This is a genomic window from Geminocystis herdmanii PCC 6308, assembly GCF_000332235.1.
GTDB lineage: Bacteria > Cyanobacteriota > Cyanobacteriia > Cyanobacteriales > Cyanobacteriaceae > Geminocystis > Geminocystis herdmanii.
In genome coordinates, this window is sequence record NZ_CM001775.1 from 912,448 (window position 1) to 930,194 (window position 17,747).

Here is a 17,747-nt window from a genome sequence, read left to right on the forward strand (position 1 = left end):
AGAGATACTTAAACATAATTTAATCATTAAAAAATGAAATTATTAATATTAACAAAACAAGAAATAAAAGCTTTTCTGTGGATATTAGGAATATCTCTTTTTAGTTTAATCAGCTTATTTCAAGCTAACACATTATATTTAGATGATTATTGGCGATTAGTCGATGGTAATATGGGATGGGATTTTAATGCTCGTCCTTTAGCGACTATAATCATTACACTTTTACAATTAGGTAAACCTTTTACGGATATTTCTCCTCTTCCTCAAGTATTAGGTATAGCTTTTTTTTCGATAGGAATTATTTATTTAGCCAGAATATTTGAGATAAGAAACCAAGTTTTATTAGTTTTAATTGGTGTTATCACTATTCTTAATCCTTATAATCTTTCTATGTATGCTTTTGTGCTGGATTCTTTAACTATGAATTTAGCGATTTTATCTGGAATACTTAGTTTATATTTAGCAATTTATACCAGAGAAAATCTTAAAATTACTTATCATTTAGTAATAGGTTATTCTTTAAGTATTTTATTATTAATAGTCGTCTTATGTTTTTATCAAACTAGCTTATCTTTTTATTTTGTAGGGTTTATTTTCTATTTATTAACTAAATTATGTCAAACAAAAGATTATCAAAAATCCATTATTAATTGTTTGATATTTGGGAATATTTTGTTATCGTCAATGATTTTATATATACCAATAAAAAATCAGTATAAACTAGATGAATATACCTTAAAAAGTTCTCAATTACCCACATTTAATAACTTACCTCAAACAATAATTAATAATATACTTAGCTCTTGGAATTTAACCAAATTTCATTTGGGAACAAGCACAATAATATGGTTACTATATTTATTAGGATTTTTTGTCATTTTTACGATTATTTTTAAATGTTTATTCGACAAAACAAAAGATACACTATTAAAGAATAAATTAATCAGTTTTGCATTAGCTATTTTCTACTATTTGATTATAATAACATCGTTTATTTTTCCTAGTTATATTCTTCTTAATCCACCTTTGCATACTAGAATTTTTTTAGGATTTACAGCTATTGTCTGTTTTTCTTGTTTCTTTTTAGTACAATTATTATCTAATTTTAATATTAAGTATTTTAATCTTTTGCTAATATTTTATTTCTCTTTAATAGCTTTGTCATTTATCAATATAAGTTTAACTTTTGGAAATGTTACTCATCAACAAAATCTGTATGAAGAAAGAATAGGAATGTCAATTTTAAGAGATATAGAAAATTTAAGTAATGACTATTCACTACCTTTAGATAAAGCCAAAATTTCATTTGTTAATTCTGAAAAAGTTTTCACATTAAAACCAAATAATTTAGTACAAAAATCTTTAGAAAAATATCCTATTATTCAACCTCTTGCTTATCAATACTTATCATCTGATAATTTTGGTATAACTAAACTAAAAACTTTTGGAATAGAAATTGAATCTTTACCGAAAGAAGATTTTTATTCAGATGATAAAGATTATTATCAACCTCTTAAACCACCGGTTTTAAAACGTCAGTTATATAATATTTATTTAGAAAATAACAATGTGTTTGTGATTACCTTCAATGAATAAAAATCTTAAATATTAATTCCTAAGGTAATTTTAATGACCATGGGTAGGGCAAGGTAACGGTTTTATGGTACGATCGAGCCAACCTTGAGCTTGATTAATTCTTTCTAATGCTTCTTCTGGTTCATCATTGAGTAAATAGACTAAACTAGCCGTTAATTGTTGTAATGCTTGAGCCTTGCGATTATTTTTCAGTCTATGCCAATCATAGGAGCTAATGGTCATTTTTTCTGCCAATAATTGTGCTAATTCCAAATTACTCATGTCTGTCGTTACAGATTTTGATTCTACATTTAAACTCATGTTGCTATAATTCTCCTTAACTATCTGTATTTATTGTAGAATGTCTGACCAAGAAACTAACTCCGATACCCCAGAATTTGATATTACCGAAGCCATTGCTAATATCGAGGCTTCCCTAGAAAAAGTCAAAGCCCGTCATCAACAAATTATACTCGATCGAGCGAAAAAAGAGGAACTCTTAGAAAGAAAAAAAGAAATTAAAAAATTAGCTAAAAATAATCATCAAGACTCCCTCAAAAGTGAGCTACATTTCTTAGAAGAAGAATTAACACAAATAGAAGTACGCTTAGAGAGTGAATTGTTTAAATGGAGTAGTTTAAATGAACCATTTTGGCAAATAGTGCGTTTTGTCGGACTTGGTATTGTAATTGGTTGGTTTTTGAAAACCTATTCCTAAAGCTCATAAAATTCTCAAACTATTGCCCAATCCAATTCTATTTTATTATATTTTTAAACGTGAAAAAATTTATTATCATTGATCATTCTTTACAAGATTTACAAGGACATCATTTTGAATGTAGCGTATCTGTTGCAGAAGCATCTCAAAGATTAAACTATGAAGCGATTATTATTGCTAATAAAAATTTTTCTTCGGATTTTTACCCACAAAATATTAAAATTATTTCTGAATTTGAAGTTGATTGGTTTAATAATTCTACCCAAAAATTAACTAATTTTCAAAGTAAAATTAAGAGTTTAATTAATATTTTAGATGACTTTAATTTAGATAATTTTCTACATAAATATCGACAAAAAATTGATTATCAACTATTTAAACTTAAATTAACTCAGCCTAAAAGTAGAGTCTTATTAGAAAAAATTGAAGGTAGTTTATTTAGGTTAATTCAATGGATAAAAGAAGATATTAAGTTACTAAAATTTGTTCCTTTAAGTCATACCATCTGGGGCATATTAAAAATTATTTTAGGAGTCATTAAATTTTCGTTTAAGGTAATTAATAAAAGTGTTAAAAAAATATTATTAAAATTTATTAAAATCAGTCATAAAACCTTTGAAGAATCCTTAGAAAATACTCTTAATAATTTACAAGTAACCCTCGATGATCATATTTTTATTCATACTTTAGGTATCGAACAATTAGAAGAATTATTATACTTATTACAAAAGCAAAATCTCGCCAAGATACCGCAATATCATATTATGTTGAGACGAGATATTGACGATTCTCTCGTCAAAAATGCTCAGGGTATAGGCATTAAAGCCTGTTTAAATCAATTTTATCAGTGTCAATTTTCCTCTAGTAAAGTGAGATTTTATACCGATACTCCTCAATTAGTCGATCGATATAATAGTTTATCACCGATTGAGTTTATCGAAATACCTGTACCTTTTAGACAAGAAAAATTATCGCAAAATTTACCTACAGAGAAAGAAAATCAACCCTTACATTTAGTTTATTTAGGAGATGCAAGAATTGAAAAAGGTTACTTACATTTACCGAATATAATTAAAGATTTATGGACAGATTATTTAATCACGAAAAAACTAAGAATCACTATTCAATCTAACTTTAATATTAATAGTGGTGAAAAAGGAATTTTAAGCAGTAGATTAATCCTCGAACAATATCCCGAAAGTATGGTAAAAATCATTAAAAATGCCATGACAACGGAGGAATATTATCAACTATTAATGAGTGCAGATTTGTTAGTTATTCCCTATGATAATAAGAGTTATCGTCATCGCACTTCGGGAGTTTTAACGGAATCTTTAGCGGCAGGAAAGCCTGTAATTGTACCTGCAAATACTTGGTTAGCTAGTCAAATTGACGACACAAGGGGAGAAGTTTATACCTATCCTCAAGAGATTAGTCAAAAAATTATCAAGGTGATTAATAATATTGAAGAATATCAAAAAAATGCTCAAGCATTTAGTCTTAATTGGTGTAAAAAACATTCCCCTGATAGTTTGATGAATCGCTTATTTTCTCCCTCTAGTTTTCAGCAGAATTTAACTAATAATCATCAAGATATAATTTCTCAATCTACTATCAATCATCACCATAGTTTTTTATTTATTATACAGCTCGATCGAATTTTACAACTGGATATAACAGGGCAAATTATCCTCAGTCATTTAGAGTATTTAACAGGGTGTAATAGTAAAATTTTTGTGATTATTTATTCTTTAACATCACCATTGATAGCAGAAAATGATGATTTATTTAGCAAAGCAAAGGAGATTTTAGCTAGTTATAATTTACAACAAATTTGGTTGATAAAAATAGCAGATTCTCCTCAATTTATTCCCAGTTTAGACAAAGAAAAATATTTCCGTGATTGTCATAATAGTCAACAAAGTTTAACCAGAAATTTAGTTGATATAAATAGTTTATCTATTCCTGAGAGTTTAGTTAATTATCTACAGAATCAGGAAATAAATAATATTTTCTTAGATAGCATTTCTAGTCAAATTTTAGTTAACAAATTAGGATTAACTCATCTTTCTATTACTTGTCAAGTGTCACAATTAGAATCTTATCAGTATGCCATAGAAAATAATCAAGAAATTGACTTACAGGAGTTAAAACAAGAGTTTAGTTTATTTAATCAAGTAAAAGTTATTTTAGTTAATCATCAATATTTAACTGAAAAAATTATTAATCAATATCCCACTTTAAAAGCCTATACTTTACCTCATTTTTATCCTCTTAATTCTGCCAAAAATACTATTCATCATAGTAAAATTATTAATTTACTTTGGGGACATAATCAAGCTCAATATTATCAGATAATGAGTGATATTTTTATGGTAAATCATGATGGGGAAATGCTCGATCGTAAAACGGCGCTGAGCGATCGAACTCCTGATAAAATAAGTAAAAACATTGCTATTTTATACCCTTGGGGAGACATTTTAGAACGAAAAGCAGGAGCAAGTCAAAGGGTAGGGTTATTAATTGATTATTTACAAGAAAATAATAATCATATCTGGTTATTTACTACAGGAGAAGAAAAAGAGTTATTATTAGATAATATTCGTTATACTTTTTATGAGCAAAATTCGGATAACTTCGACAACCTCAATCAAACTGATGAAGAAAACTTAAGAGAAAATAGCGATATTATTACTCAAGATTGGCGTTGGAAAATGTATCATCAATTTGATAATGATTATAAGTTTAAAACTTGGCTAGAAAATATAGTCGATTGGGCAGATATAGTTATTTTAGAATATCCTTTTTGGGGGAAAGTTGTCAGTAAAATCTGTACTCAAAAACAAGTTAAATTAATTATCACTGCCCATGATATTTTATGCAAACAAGTATCCCCTAATACCGATATTTATCAAACTTTATTAACAGAAGAAATTAACAGCTTAAAACAAGCTAATTATGTTATTAGTGTTGCCGAAAAAGACAAAGAATTTTTAGAAGAATGGGGCATAAATAGTCAAGTTATTCCTAATCCTGTTAACCTTAATATTGCTCAACAAAATATAGTTATTAATCATAAACAACAATGGTTTAACTTGTATCCTTGGTTGACAGAAAATTACTGTTTATTTGTGGGTAGTGGACATTTTCCGAATCTGGAAGCGGTGAAAGAAATAAAAAATCTTGCCTCCATATATCAAGAAAAACAATACAATCCTCCTTGTAAATTTGTTGTGATTGGTAATTGTTGCCCTCCTGAAAATCAAGATAATTTTATCGCTTTAGGGAAGGTAGAATCAGAATTATTGACATTAGTTTATCAACAAGCTAAATTAGTTATTGTACCATTATTATCGGGTACTGGTTCATCTTTAAAAATTGCTGAAGCCATGAGTTTTAGTAAAGTAATTATCGGTACAAATATTGCTTTTCGTGGTTATAATATTGAGCATAAAATTAATGGTATTATTGAAGATAATTTAAGACTTTATCCCGATTCGATCGAGCAAATATTAAAAGACGATAATCTATTAAAATCTATGAGTGAAAATGCGAAAATTTTTGCTAAAAAATATGATTATAGAGTTTTATATCAAGATTATTTAAACTTAATTAATCACGAGTTAGATAAGTAAGATATTCAAATGGAATAAAAACAAAATCTTTTTTATAGAAGTGCTAAAATAAGGGTTAAAACCCTTACTACAAACCTATTGAATTTTCTAGCTTATGGCACAAATCAATGTTTTAACAACTCCGATTATTCAACAAAAAATTAAATGGGTACTTGATCCTGTAGGATATTTAAGAGAGGCTTATAAACAACATCCAGACATTTTCACTGCTAGTATATCGGGTTTAGGTAGTGATTCATTAGTTTTTGTGAGTCATCCCCAAGCTATACAACAAATTTTAACAAACGATCGACAACAATTTTTTGCGAATGGAGAATTAAATAGTATTTTGACTCCCGTAGTTGGTTTTTCTTCCTTGTTGTCTTTAGATGGTGAAAATCATAAACGAGAAAGAAAATTATTGATGCCTTCTTTTCATGGAGAAAGAATGGAAATTTATGCCGATTTAATTACAGAAATTACTGAAAATATTTTTAGTAATTTAAAACAAGGAGAGGTTTTTATTGCAAGGGAATTAATGCAAGAAATCTCTTTACAAGTCATCATGAAAATTGTTTTTGGCTTGTCAGAAGGCCATCGATTTGATAGAATGAAAGACCTAATTAAAGCTATACTCGATCGATTTAATAACCCTATTAACATTAGTTTCTTATTCTATGATAAACTGCAAAAAGACTTCGGAGCATGGAGTCCATGGGGTAGTTTTATTCGTACAAGAAAGGCATTAGACGAGTTAATTTACAATGAAATTAATTTGCGTCGTCAAGAAAATAATCAGGATAAAAACGATATTCTTTCCACCCTGCTGACGGCAGTGGATGAAGAAGGGCAACCCATGAGCGACTTAGAATTACGAGATGAATTAATGTTAATGCTATTTGCAGGGCATGAAACAACTGCCATCGCCATGACATGGGCGTTATATTGGTTACACCGTCAACCAGAAGTTAAAACAAAGTTACTAGCAGAATTAGCTGAAAATGTCGATCGAGATGGTGCTAGTATTTTTAAACTACCCTATTTAACCGCAGTCTGTAACGAAATCTTAAGGATTCATCCCGTAGCGATGTTAACTTTTCCTCGACAGGTGATGACAGAGACAGAATTATTAGGGCAAAAAATTACTAAAAATACAGTACTATTAGGGTGTATTTATTTAACTCATCATCGAGAAGACTTATACCCCGAAGCAGATAAATTTCAACCCGAAAGATTTTTAAATCGTCAATATTCACCCTATGAATTTATGCCTTTTGGCGGTGGAGTTAGACGTTGTTTAGGGGAAGTTTTAGCCTTGTATGAAATGAAACTTTCGATCGTGCATATTATCACGAATTATGATTTAAGTCTAGCAGAAAAAAAAGTCTTAAAACCCAAAAGAAGAGGAGTTGTTTTAAGCCCAGAAAGTGGTGTTAAAATGATTTTTAATGGCAAAAAGTAATGGAGAATGCAGAATGGAGAATGCAGAATGCAGAATGAATAGGAGATACTTTTAATTATTAATTCCTAATTCCTAACTCCTAATTCTTAATTCTTAATTCTTAATTCTTAATTCTTAATTCTTATAAACTTCCTCTAATTTCCTCAATTACTCCATCTCGTAAAATGATTTCCACATTCAGTTTTTCTACTAAATTATCACCTTCTTGAACATCAAAAAAACTTTCCATTTGTGCTTGAAAAACCTCCTGCCCTAATTCTAATAATTGCACTTGTTGCATTTGCTGTAAAAATTGGTTTTTTTGTTGCAACATTTCCCCTTTTTTCTGATTAACTTGCCCTTGAATATTCTCAATTTGTTGAGGTGCTTGTAAACTGCCTTGTTTTCTAATTTCAGCGATGGCACTTTGACCTTGTTGATCTAACTGTATCATTTGTTGGTCAATTTGAGCAATTTGTGCTTGTAACTGTTTTTGTGCTTCATCCTGCCAAGCTGGAGTAACAATTACTTTGACATTGACTGGACGTTTTAAGGTTAATTTGTTTGTCATGATACAGAAATTTTCTCTCGTTTTAATGCTAATTTTTTTTGTACTTTCAGTATGATTGAGAATTGAGAATTAATCAATCATTGTGGTTAAAATCATGAAAATCAATCAATCACCCTCCTTGAAACAAATAAGTATATTAGTTCTATTCTCCTCTGAGAGAATCAGGTGAATCTATGTTAACCGAGTGGGAAATTAAAATCATACAAATAATTGTTTTGCGTAACTACTATAATTTATTAGTGAGTTGACGAGCTTTGTAAAAAGTTTCTAAACTATGGGTATCCCCCACAAAACGCCAGTGCCAAGGCTCGTAACTGATACCTTGTAAATTATCAGGGGTAAAAGACAATTCAAAGCTATATTTAGCGGCATTTTGGCTTAACCATTTGTAGGCGGGAGTTTGTTCAAAATTGGTGTTTAAATTAGTTGCAGGTGCATTACCGTCTCCAATGTCAACAGCGTATCCTGTATGATGTTCACTGTATCCCGGTGGAGCGCTTACTTCCGCTCTTTTTGAGGTGGGTTGTTTCCGTTGTTCTTTAATTTTAAAAAAGAGATATTCTTGATCTGAGATCGATCGAAATCCAGAAATGGGAGTTAAAATGATACCTTGTGCCCTTGCATCCCTCTGCATTTGTAAGAATTTATCGGCGGCTTTTTCTCTTAAACGAATCGCACCATCACGAGTTATGGGTTTTAACTCACTTTGAGGGGCTTCTTCGTAGGCTAAATGTCCTAAAATATTATCGGGGATTGCTTCTTCATTTGGAGGGGGTGGGGTAGATTCATCGGGGCTAGTGACAACTTCTTCTTCCGTGGTTGGAGTATTATTAACCTGTGGTGACGGGGCAGAATCGCCATTGTTGAATAATAATAAAACTACTGCTAATAATCCCACCGTAGCCCCAATTATACCAATAATCAGTATTTTAGGTTCGATCGATCGATTTCCCTTACTGGGGGTTTTTTGTAATTCCCTTAAAGCAACTGGAATTTCATCCATAGACTTCACATTTCTTGATTTAATCTTAATTATTTTAGCCTTTGTTGTACTAATTAGGCGTTGCTTAAAAAGTATTTTGATGAGGGGAGGAGAAAAGAGTTAGGAGTGAGGAGATAGGAGAAATACCTAAAAATCAAGGTTTCAGGATTTTGTCTATATAAAAATAAAATTTAGTCAAAACCATCATAAAAAGTTCGATCGAATTTTGTCGCCCCCTGTATTTTTACCACCTTACTAGCAAATTCTTGCGCCCGTTGAAGGGTGGTAGATATATCCCATTGTTTGAGGATACCCAAAATTAACACACTAGAAAAAGCATCTCCTGCGCCTACGGTATCAACGACGACGGTATTTTGAGAGGGAGAAACTTGATAATTTTGCTGAGGTGAGGTGAAAGAAGTTGCCCCAGCTTTGCCTTGAGTTAAGGTAATTTGGGTTAAGGAATAATGACTAAATAAGTAATTAATTTGACTTTCTGTATTTTTTTCTTGAGGTACTATTAAGGGCAATTCATCTTGATTCAATTTTAACCATGATGTTTGCGATAGTAGGGATTCGATCGAGCTTAAATCCCAAAAGGGCGATCGTAAGTTAACATCAAAGAAGATAGAAGGAGAAACATCCTTTTTGATACTATCAAGGGTTGCTTGAGAAGTCTGATTTCGTAAAGCTAAACTGCCATGATAAAGAAGACTATTTTTATCAAGATAGGGAATAGAAGATGAGTCTATAAAATCATAGGCACTATTTTGGACAATATCATAATAAGGCTCATTATCCTTAAATTTTACATCTACAACTCCTGTGGGGTATTGCTTATCAGTTTGTATTCCCGATAAATCCATGCCCCAATCCTTCATACTTTGTTTAATCTTTTCTCCTTCGGAGTCATTACCGACACGGGAGATAAATAAAGGAGAGACTCCAAAACCTTGTAAATGCCACGCCACATTAAAGGGTGCGCCACCCAATACCATTTTACCATCAGGAAATCGATCGAACAAAACTTCACCAAAAATAATTACTTGTGAATGAGTCATAAATTGATAATTAATAATAAAGAATAGGAAATAGGGAATAGGAAATAGGGAATAGGAAATAGGGAATAGGAAATAGGGAATAGGAAATAGGGAATAGGAAATAGGGAATAGGAAATAGGGAATAGGGAATAGGGAATAGGAAATAGGGAATAGGGAATAGGGAATAGGGAATAGGGAATAGGGAATAGCGTGTTAATCAATAGCCCACCGTGTAATGAATTACACGGACAACAATATAACGTTCAATAAATTGAACTCTAAATTTTTGAAAGAGGGTAACATTCTTAATTCTTAATTCTTAATTCTTAATTCTTAATTCTTAATTAATTTTCTGAGCAATAATAGCTCGATGACGGCAACTAATAGGCACAATTTTAGGGGTTGAAAATCCATATTTAGTGAACACAGATGCCATATCTAAGCTAAAATATTGATCTAAATAAGGCTCAGTACTTTTTAATAAAGTCAAGACATAACGAGGCATTTTTTGATAAATTTCTGATTGTGGATTCATGTCCATGATGGCAAAAAAACCACCTTTTTTAAGGAGTTTATTACTATGGGAAATAATATTTTCTGCTGCCGATTGAGGTAATTCATGAAAGATTAAAAAATTGGAAATTAAATCAAAAGATTCGAGGGGTAAATTGTTATTTTCTCCTGCGTCATGAATCCAATTAATGGTTTTTCCTTTCTGTTGTGCTTGATATTTGGCAACCGCTAAAAAATAGGGAGATAAATCTAACCCTGAAATGTGACTGTGAGGATAGGCTTCCTGTAAAGCAAATGTACTTAAACCGACACCGCAACCAATATCTAAGATATTCTCAGGATTTGTTGATATTTGGGTTTGTAAAAATTCATGATAGCTTTTTCTCAGATTTCGATCGCCATCAGGTTGGGGAGTTTTCGAGTAGATAGTAGAATGCACACTATAAGCGGCAGATTCTAATTCCCAAGCGGCATCCCAACTCATATTACCTTTTTCGTAGGCATGAAAAGAGGTTAAATAATAGGGGGGATATTGAAGATTCGGATTTTCGATGGCGTTAATTTCTTCCTGCCAAGAATGATTTTGCAGATTCTGCACGTTATCTTCCCAATTTACCCCAATCAGATGCGCTCGTTTGATGATCATTTTTCGAGCTTGGGCTTTCGCAAATTCCGCTAAGGGTTTAATATTGAGTAATCCGTTGATTAATTTTGTACTAAAATTTTGTTTAAGTTCGATCGTGCTTGATGTCATATAAATAATTGAGAATGGAAAATGAAAAATGTCTAATGAAAAATGAATAATAATTGATTAATACCTATTACCTATGAATTTCTAATTCGTTTTTAGTAATTTGATGACGATAACGAAACATATCTTCAAGGCGAGAATTTACCCACCACCCTAGCATAATATCACTTAACCAACCACCGGGTATTTGGTACTCGATCGAATCCGTTAAAATAGTATCCGTACCTTTAGCCTCAAAACGATGATAATGTACCCATGAATCCATAGGTCCTTCGATTTGTTCATCCGTAAATAGTTTATACTGTTGGTATTGAGTATGACGGGCTACCCAAAGAATATTGATAAAGCCAAACATCAGCAAAAATTCGCTAGTCGCACCAATATTTAAACCCCCTTGTCGGCGAATTACTTTGACAGGTTGCCAAGGAGGAGTAAGTAATTCGAGAATATCATCTCTTTCGTGAAACTGCCAAACTTTCTCTACAGAAGCCTTAATTTGACTGGAATATTGAAATTTAACCATAAAACCTTTGTCATTCTCCTGATGTTTTTTGAGGGGATATACGATCGAACTATTCTGTCATTGCAAAGCACGAACCTTCCCCTATATTTTCTTTTCTAACTCTGATACTATACATAAAAATAACAGAAAAAATCCTCAAAAGTGAAAACCGATAAGTTATATTATCGAATACTCTTAAAATCATATTTACTTATGAATATCATGTATTTTATTCATTAGTTACCTCCAAAAAATTGATGCTATAGTTAGTAAATTAGTAATGGTAACGACACTGAATAATAATAATCTCATCGTCTAATAACTGATAAATTAATCGATGTTCTTGATTAATACGTCTTGACCACAATCCACTAAAATCAAACTTTAAGAGTTCAGGTTTGCCAATACCATCAAATGGGTTTCTTTCTATATCTTTAATGATTTGATTAATTCTTTTTAATGTTTTTTTATCTTGATTTTGCCAATATAAATAATCATGCCAACCGTCTTCTAAAAAGGAAATTTTCATGATTATTATTCCTCTTCAATTAATTCATGACTTTCGTATTTTCCTTGTTTTAATTCTCCTAATGCTTTATAAAGTCGTTGGGCATTTTCTGGACTCCGTAATAAATATAATGTCTCTTCGATCGAGCTATAATCTTCAAGAGACATCATTACCACTGGTTTTTCTGACTGACGAGTGATGATAATTGGAGCATGATTTTCACAAACTTGATTCATGACACCAGTAAAGTTTTTTCGAGCCTGAGTATAAGTGATTGCATCCATAATGGTTAGAAATTGATTTAATTTTTGGTTTACCGTTTATGTACTTATATGGTTAATTATAAAAGATTGCTTCGTGCTTTGCTATGACTGATAGAGATTGTCTCCTTACCTTCTAATGACGATTGAGATTTAGAAAACTGGTTAGCTAATCCTAATAACCAATAATCTTAATAAGTAGGTTGGGTTAAACGTAATTACAACCCAACATTTCAGTAAAAAATTATGAAGACAGATAAGTTATTTTACCGTATCTTTTTAAATCAACCCAGTCTAATTTTGGTGGGCGGTGCATCGCCCTAGATTTAGAGTTTTAAATGTTTCCTAGCTGACTAAGGGGATTAGTTATCCACTTTAAAGCTACAGCTAATTGATGCTCAAAAGTAGGTAAACGATAAAGATAGACTAAACGTCTCGCTAAGTATGCTAAATCACCGTTTAATGAGATGCCTAAACCGCTTAGGGTGGCGTTGTCTTTGCCTAATGCTAACATTTCCCCTAGGGGTTGATATTGGAAGGGTAACAAGGGTTTTTCTTCGATAGTTGCCCAGATATTCCATGCACAATAATCTGATTGTTGAAAGGCAACTTGTGCAGTGTTAGGTAAGATTTTACCATGTTGATCATAACATTCAACTAAGTCTCCCATGGAGCTAATTTCGGGATAGTCTTCTACTTGTAAATAAGAATTAATTTTGATTTTGCCTTGGGGAGTTTGAGGCAGAGATAGTTTATTAATAATTTTGACGGGTTTTGTGCCGACTGTCCACAATACTATATCGACAGGAATGGTATCTATTTTATGCTTATATTCGATCGAGATTTGATTTTCTTCGATTTCCACTATATCGGTTTCTAAGTCTAACCAAATTTTACGATCGAGCAGAGCTTTTTTAGCAGTTTTTTGGTTAAATTCAGGAGAATTAGACAGAATATCATCACCTCGATCGATTATCCTTATTTTACCCCGTTTTCCTAGTCTATCCGCTATTTTTAAAGTTAATTCTATGCCACTATAACCCCCTCCTATCACCGCCACTCGGATAAATTCTTTGTCAGAATTTTCCAATGTCCTTAATTTTTCTTTCAGTATATAGGCATTTTCCAAACTACGAAAAGGGATAGCATATTCCTTCGCACCTTTTACCATGTCATCGGGAGTTATACCCCCTAAAGCTACCACCAATCGATCGTAAGTTACCTTAGAATTAGTTAAAGTAACCTCTTGGGTGTTGAAATTCACATCGGTGACAGTATCTTGAATATATTGAATAGAGGTATTCGCCAATAAATCAGCGTAAGGGGGCGCTACCTCCCAACTTTGCATTTCTTCCGTGATTAATTCATAAAGTAATGGAGAAAACACAAAACGATCGTTTTTATCTATAATCGTGATTTGTGGTTGTTGAGTCCAATTTAATTGGATTAATCTTAATGCAGTATAAAGCCCTCCAAATCCACCACCAAGAATGACAATTTTTTTCACGTTGCTATTACTCCACTGAATTTGTCTTTCATTCTACCTTATACAAAGGAATAATTTAATTTTGATGAAAGCAAGAGATGGGGGATACGCTGAAACGCATCTAAGTAGAATGATGAAGGTGAGAGGGGGAAGAGGGGGGAAATAATTAATTGTTAATTCTCCATTCTCCATTCTCCATTCTCCATTCTCCTGCGTGGTAGGAACTTCGTACTAATGCACCACTACGCACATGATTAAATCCTAATGATTCGGCTATTTTGCCTAATTCGTCAAATTCTTCAGGAGTCCAATATTTTTGTACTGGTAAATGTTCTAAAGATGGTCTTAAATATTGTCCTATGGTAATACGATCGCACTCTATTTTCCGTAAGTCTTTGAGGGTAGTAATAATTTCCTCTTTTGTTTCCCCTAATCCCAACATTAACCCTGATTTAGTGGGAATGCGGGGATTTAATTCTTTTACTGTAGCTAAAACTCGTAAGGATCGATCGTACTTTGCACCCCGTCTCACAGGATTTTGCAATCTTTCAACGGTTTCGAGGTTGTGGTTATAACAAGCAGGATTGGCTTCCACAATGGTTTTAATGCTTTCTCTTTGCTGTTGTAAAGCATTTTTGCCTGTGCCAAAGTCTGGAGTTAAGACTTCTATCAAGGTGTCTGGATTCATAATTCTTACCGTTGTCATCACCTTAACAAACCAAGATGCGCCTCCGTCTTTTAAGTCATCCCTTGCCACAGAAGTTAACACCACATATCTTAACCCTAACAATTTAACTGCTTCGGCGACTTTTTGAGGCTCATTTTCGTCTAATGTCATGGGAGAATGCCCTTTATCCACTTGACAAAATGCACAACTACGGGTACAAACATTACCCATTAACAAAAAAGTAGCTGTACCCCGGCTATAACATTCTCCCCGATTAGGGCATTTTCCTTCTTCGCAAATTGTATGGATATTCCGTTGTTTGACAATTTTTTGTACTCTGGAAATTTCTGAAGCATTACCAATGTTCGATCGTAACCAAGAGGGTAAATTAACGAGGGTAGTTTTTGTTGTCATAGAGTTAGGTATTAGGTGTTAGGTGTAGCCCGTTCAATGCGTACAGGAATACTAAAATGAAAGACTCTGATAGAGTAGATTATAAATTATCTATCAGAGGATGTCGTCGATGTTATCAAATATTTTAGAAAAATTTGTTCAAGATAGTCTTATTGCCGTTATGGCACAGGCTTTGATGACTAATATTTCGATGCCCTTTAAAATAATTTTATGGATTCAGGCAAAATGCAAAATATAATCTCCCTGTCTTCGGAGTCTTCGCAGTCTTCCAAGTCATTCATCATCTATTTTTATGTCGAATTCAGGTACACCTAACACCCCCTTTCATCAAAATACGATGAGACAACGCCTAATTACCAGTCAACCGTAAGTCTTGTATCAGTTGAGTTAAATCTTCCACATCTGCTTGATAAACCTCACCGCAAAAATGACAAGTCGCCTCTGCGCCTCCATCCTTAACAATCATATCCTCTAATTCTTCTACCCCTAACATTTTCAATGCCCCCAAAATTCGATCGAAAGAGCAACCACAATCAAATCTTACCATTTGCACTTCTGGGAAAATCTCTAAATCAAAATCCCCTAACAAATCTCGAAAAATATCCGATAAAGTTTTACCCTGTCGTAATAAAGGAGTAAAACCCTTTAACTGACTAACACGAGACTCTAAAGTCTCTACTAAAGTAGGGTCTTGCGCTGCTTTGGGTAACACTTGCAATAAAATGCCTCCCGAAGCCGTCACTCCATCTTTACCCACAAAAACCCCAACTAATAAAGCCGAGGGAGTTTGCTCAGAAGTAACTAAATAATTAGCAATATCTTCCCCAACCTCTCCAGAAATTAACTCTACAGTACTAGAGTAAGGATAACCATAACCCACATCTCGAATCACATACAAATAACCGTCATTGCCCACGGCACCGCCTACGTCTAATTTCCCTATGGAATTAGGCGGTAATTCAACAGTAGGGTTTTGTACATATCCCCTTACCGTACCATCTAATCCTGCGTCCACTAATATAGTACCCAAAGGTCCATTTCCTTTAATATTGATATTGACTCGTGAGCCTTCTTTTTTCATGTTAGATGCTAGTAATAATCCTGATGACATTGCCCGTCCTAAAGCTGCACTTGCCACATAGGATAAGTTATGTCTGCGTCTAGCTTCTTCCACTGCTTTTGTGGTGATAACTCCTATTGCTCTAATTCCTCCGTTAGCGGCGGTTGCTCGAATTAATTGATCTGCCATATAGTTCTTTACATTTCTTAACAAAGATTTATTTTATTATCTCTGATTTTGTTATGTTTGAGGGCAGAAAAATTCCTAATATCCTAATATTCATCTTTACGCTACTAATAAATCATTTTGGTTAAATTCCCTAATACCAAGCACTTTATCTAATTGACTAATTTCAAAGATCATTTTTACCGACGGAGAAACATTGAATAGGTAGAAATTTTTACGTTGATTTTTGGCTTCATTGTAAGCATTAACTAAAACCACTAAGCCACTACCATCCACCAGTTCAACTCTTTGAAAATCCACAAAAATATCTTGATTACTTGTGTTGTGGATAAAATTGAATAACTGTTGTTGAAAATTGCTTTTATTCGTTTCGTTTATAATACCTTCTGGGGTATAAATAGCTCGATCGTGCATAATTTTTTAACTCCTCATTAAAACTGTCTTGATTATACTTTTTTAAAACTAAAATTTAGATTATATTAGGCTATCATAATCATTTTTTTTATGAAAATGGCAATAAGAATATCCCATTCCTCATGATTGGTGAAGATAAATTACAACCACCATAAATAAAATGAATCTTAGAACGAAAAAAGACTACTAAACAGTAGTCTTCAAATAATTCTAATTAATTATACAGAAATATTAATCACGGAAATTTCTACGACGATCGTTTCCACCTTCTTCTCTGGGTTTGGCTTTATTTACCTTCATTTGTCTTCCCATCCACTGAGCGCCATCTAAAGTCTCAATAGCTTTTTCTTCTTCATTGTCGTTAGACATTTCGACAAAACCAAAACCACGCATTCTTTTTGTTTCACGATCGACAGGTAAATGTACACGCTTTACTTCACCATAATCAGCAAAGACAGCTTGTAAATCTTCTTCTGTGACATCATAGGATAAATTCCCTACATATATGGACATAAACTTGCTCCCAAATCTTAATTTACACACAGGGTAATTGAGACAACGGACATGAATCTTTCCATATTGTACGGAGAATAAAACCTTTCAAAACTGGAATCAAACACTGTTACCGAACTGAACCTCAAATTAACACTATATCAAATTTATCATATTCAGTTAAATATTGTCTTCTTGTTAGCAGAAAAAAATTTCTTTAGGGGACGTTGAATTAAGTCACAAACCCTGTTAGAATTGAGTATCTGTGTTAGGAGAGATGGCAGAGCGGTTGAATGCGGTAGTCTCGAAAACTATTAAGGTGTAAAAACCTTCGAGGGTTCAAATCCCTCTCTCTCCGTTGTTTTTATCTTTGTTTTTAAAGAGTTTTACTATCACAGTTAGTGAATTACTTAACTTTATTCTCAATTTATTCTCATTCTTACCATAATCACTATAGTTTTATTGGTAATCAAGTAATTTCGTATCACTTAATAAACAACTAACAAAATAAGATTAACCTTTTTCCTCAAAAATATTTTCTATACCTCTCCAT

The 17,747-nt window shown here is 32.5% G+C and carries 18 protein-coding genes and 1 tRNA gene; 6 read left to right on the forward strand and 13 right to left on the reverse strand.

The genetic code is table 11. From position 1 onward, the window contains the following. Window positions 1-33 precede the first annotated feature (33 nt). Window positions 34-1,596 (forward strand): glucosyltransferase domain-containing protein, encoded by a 1,563-nt coding sequence (locus tag SYN6308_RS04545; protein WP_017293251.1) that lies wholly within the window; start codon window positions 34-36, stop codon window positions 1,594-1,596. A 30-nt stretch (window positions 1,597-1,626) separates the two neighbouring features. Here the strand turns inward: SYN6308_RS04545 and SYN6308_RS04550 are convergent, their stop codons facing one another. Then, window positions 1,627-1,896: a DUF6439 family protein gene (locus SYN6308_RS04550; RefSeq protein WP_017293252.1), complete on the reverse strand. Its 270-nt coding sequence runs from the start codon at window positions 1,894-1,896 to the stop codon at window positions 1,627-1,629. Window positions 1,897-1,936: 40 nt separating this feature from the next. On the opposite strand from SYN6308_RS04550, the gene SYN6308_RS04555 reads away from it, so the two are divergent. From SYN6308_RS04555 to SYN6308_RS04565, 3 genes are all read left to right on the forward strand, one after another. Next, a complete protein-coding gene (locus SYN6308_RS04555; protein WP_017293253.1) occupies window positions 1,937-2,293 on the forward strand; it encodes a hypothetical protein in 357 nt (118 codons plus the stop codon). A 59-nt stretch (window positions 2,294-2,352) separates the two neighbouring features. Then, complete coding sequence (locus SYN6308_RS04560; RefSeq protein WP_017293254.1) at window positions 2,353-5,928, forward strand: glycosyltransferase; 3,576 nt, start codon at window positions 2,353-2,355, stop codon at window positions 5,926-5,928. Window positions 5,929-6,022: 94 nt separating this feature from the next. Further along, a complete protein-coding gene (locus SYN6308_RS04565; protein WP_017293255.1) occupies window positions 6,023-7,369 on the forward strand; it encodes a cytochrome P450 in 1,347 nt (448 codons plus the stop codon). 121 nt (window positions 7,370-7,490) lie between these two features. Here the strand turns inward: SYN6308_RS04565 and SYN6308_RS04570 are convergent, their stop codons facing one another. From SYN6308_RS04570 to lipA, 9 genes are all read right to left on the reverse strand, one after another. Further along, window positions 7,491-7,919 carry a YlqD family protein gene (locus SYN6308_RS04570; RefSeq protein ID WP_017293256.1) on the reverse strand — a complete coding sequence of 143 codons (429 nt, stop codon included), beginning with the start codon at window positions 7,917-7,919 and terminating at the stop codon, window positions 7,491-7,493. A gap of 226 nt (window positions 7,920-8,145) precedes the next feature. Beyond that, window positions 8,146-8,931, reverse strand: a complete 786-nt coding sequence (locus SYN6308_RS04575; RefSeq protein ID WP_390090986.1) for a M15 family metallopeptidase — start codon at window positions 8,929-8,931, stop codon at window positions 8,146-8,148. A 161-nt stretch (window positions 8,932-9,092) separates the two neighbouring features. Continuing rightward, on the reverse strand, window positions 9,093-9,962 hold the full coding sequence (locus tag SYN6308_RS04580) for a carbohydrate kinase family protein (RefSeq protein WP_017293258.1): 870 nt from the start codon (window positions 9,960-9,962) through the stop codon (window positions 9,093-9,095). A gap of 319 nt (window positions 9,963-10,281) precedes the next feature. Continuing rightward, the gene (locus SYN6308_RS04585) at window positions 10,282-11,208 is read right to left on the reverse strand and encodes a class I SAM-dependent methyltransferase (RefSeq protein ID WP_017293259.1); all 927 of its coding nucleotides are present in this window, start codon (window positions 11,206-11,208) and stop codon (window positions 10,282-10,284) included. 67 nt (window positions 11,209-11,275) lie between these two features. Then, entirely contained in the window at window positions 11,276-11,728 is a 453-nt protein-coding gene (locus SYN6308_RS04590) for an SRPBCC family protein (RefSeq protein ID WP_017293260.1), read from the reverse strand. Between the two features lie 253 nt (window positions 11,729-11,981). Beyond that, window positions 11,982-12,236 (reverse strand): Txe/YoeB family addiction module toxin, encoded by a 255-nt coding sequence (locus SYN6308_RS04595; protein WP_017293261.1) that lies wholly within the window; start codon window positions 12,234-12,236, stop codon window positions 11,982-11,984. A 5-nt stretch (window positions 12,237-12,241) separates the two neighbouring features. After that, a complete protein-coding gene (locus SYN6308_RS04600) occupies window positions 12,242-12,499 on the reverse strand; it encodes a type II toxin-antitoxin system Phd/YefM family antitoxin (RefSeq protein ID WP_017293262.1) in 258 nt (85 codons plus the stop codon). 310 nt (window positions 12,500-12,809) lie between these two features. Continuing rightward, window positions 12,810-13,982 carry an NAD(P)/FAD-dependent oxidoreductase gene (locus tag SYN6308_RS04605; RefSeq protein ID WP_017293263.1) on the reverse strand — a complete coding sequence of 391 codons (1,173 nt, stop codon included), beginning with the start codon at window positions 13,980-13,982 and terminating at the stop codon, window positions 12,810-12,812. A 145-nt stretch (window positions 13,983-14,127) separates the two neighbouring features. Next, window positions 14,128-15,042 carry a lipoyl synthase gene (gene lipA / locus SYN6308_RS04610; RefSeq protein ID WP_017293264.1) on the reverse strand — a complete coding sequence of 305 codons (915 nt, stop codon included), beginning with the start codon at window positions 15,040-15,042 and terminating at the stop codon, window positions 14,128-14,130. Between the two features lie 109 nt (window positions 15,043-15,151). Here lipA and SYN6308_RS25735 point away from each other — a divergent pair, with 109 nt between their 5' ends. Beyond that, window positions 15,152-15,280 carry a hypothetical protein gene (locus SYN6308_RS25735; protein WP_017293265.1) on the forward strand — a complete coding sequence of 43 codons (129 nt, stop codon included), beginning with the start codon at window positions 15,152-15,154 and terminating at the stop codon, window positions 15,278-15,280. A 111-nt stretch (window positions 15,281-15,391) separates the two neighbouring features. On the opposite strand, the gene hslO is transcribed toward SYN6308_RS25735, so the two are convergent. The 3 genes from hslO to SYN6308_RS04630 form a co-directional block, all read right to left on the reverse strand. Next, a complete protein-coding gene (gene hslO / locus SYN6308_RS04620) occupies window positions 15,392-16,291 on the reverse strand; it encodes an Hsp33 family molecular chaperone HslO (protein WP_017293266.1) in 900 nt (299 codons plus the stop codon). A 96-nt stretch (window positions 16,292-16,387) separates the two neighbouring features. Beyond that, complete coding sequence (locus SYN6308_RS04625) at window positions 16,388-16,702, reverse strand: STAS domain-containing protein (RefSeq protein ID WP_017293267.1); 315 nt, start codon at window positions 16,700-16,702, stop codon at window positions 16,388-16,390. A gap of 231 nt (window positions 16,703-16,933) precedes the next feature. Continuing rightward, window positions 16,934-17,215: an RNA recognition motif domain-containing protein gene (locus SYN6308_RS04630; protein WP_017293268.1), complete on the reverse strand. Its 282-nt coding sequence runs from the start codon at window positions 17,213-17,215 to the stop codon at window positions 16,934-16,936. A 250-nt stretch (window positions 17,216-17,465) separates the two neighbouring features. Here SYN6308_RS04630 and SYN6308_RS04635 point away from each other — a divergent pair. Beyond that, window positions 17,466-17,552: transfer RNA gene (locus SYN6308_RS04635), tRNA-Ser, on the forward strand. The last annotated feature ends 195 nt before the right edge of the window (window positions 17,553-17,747 follow it).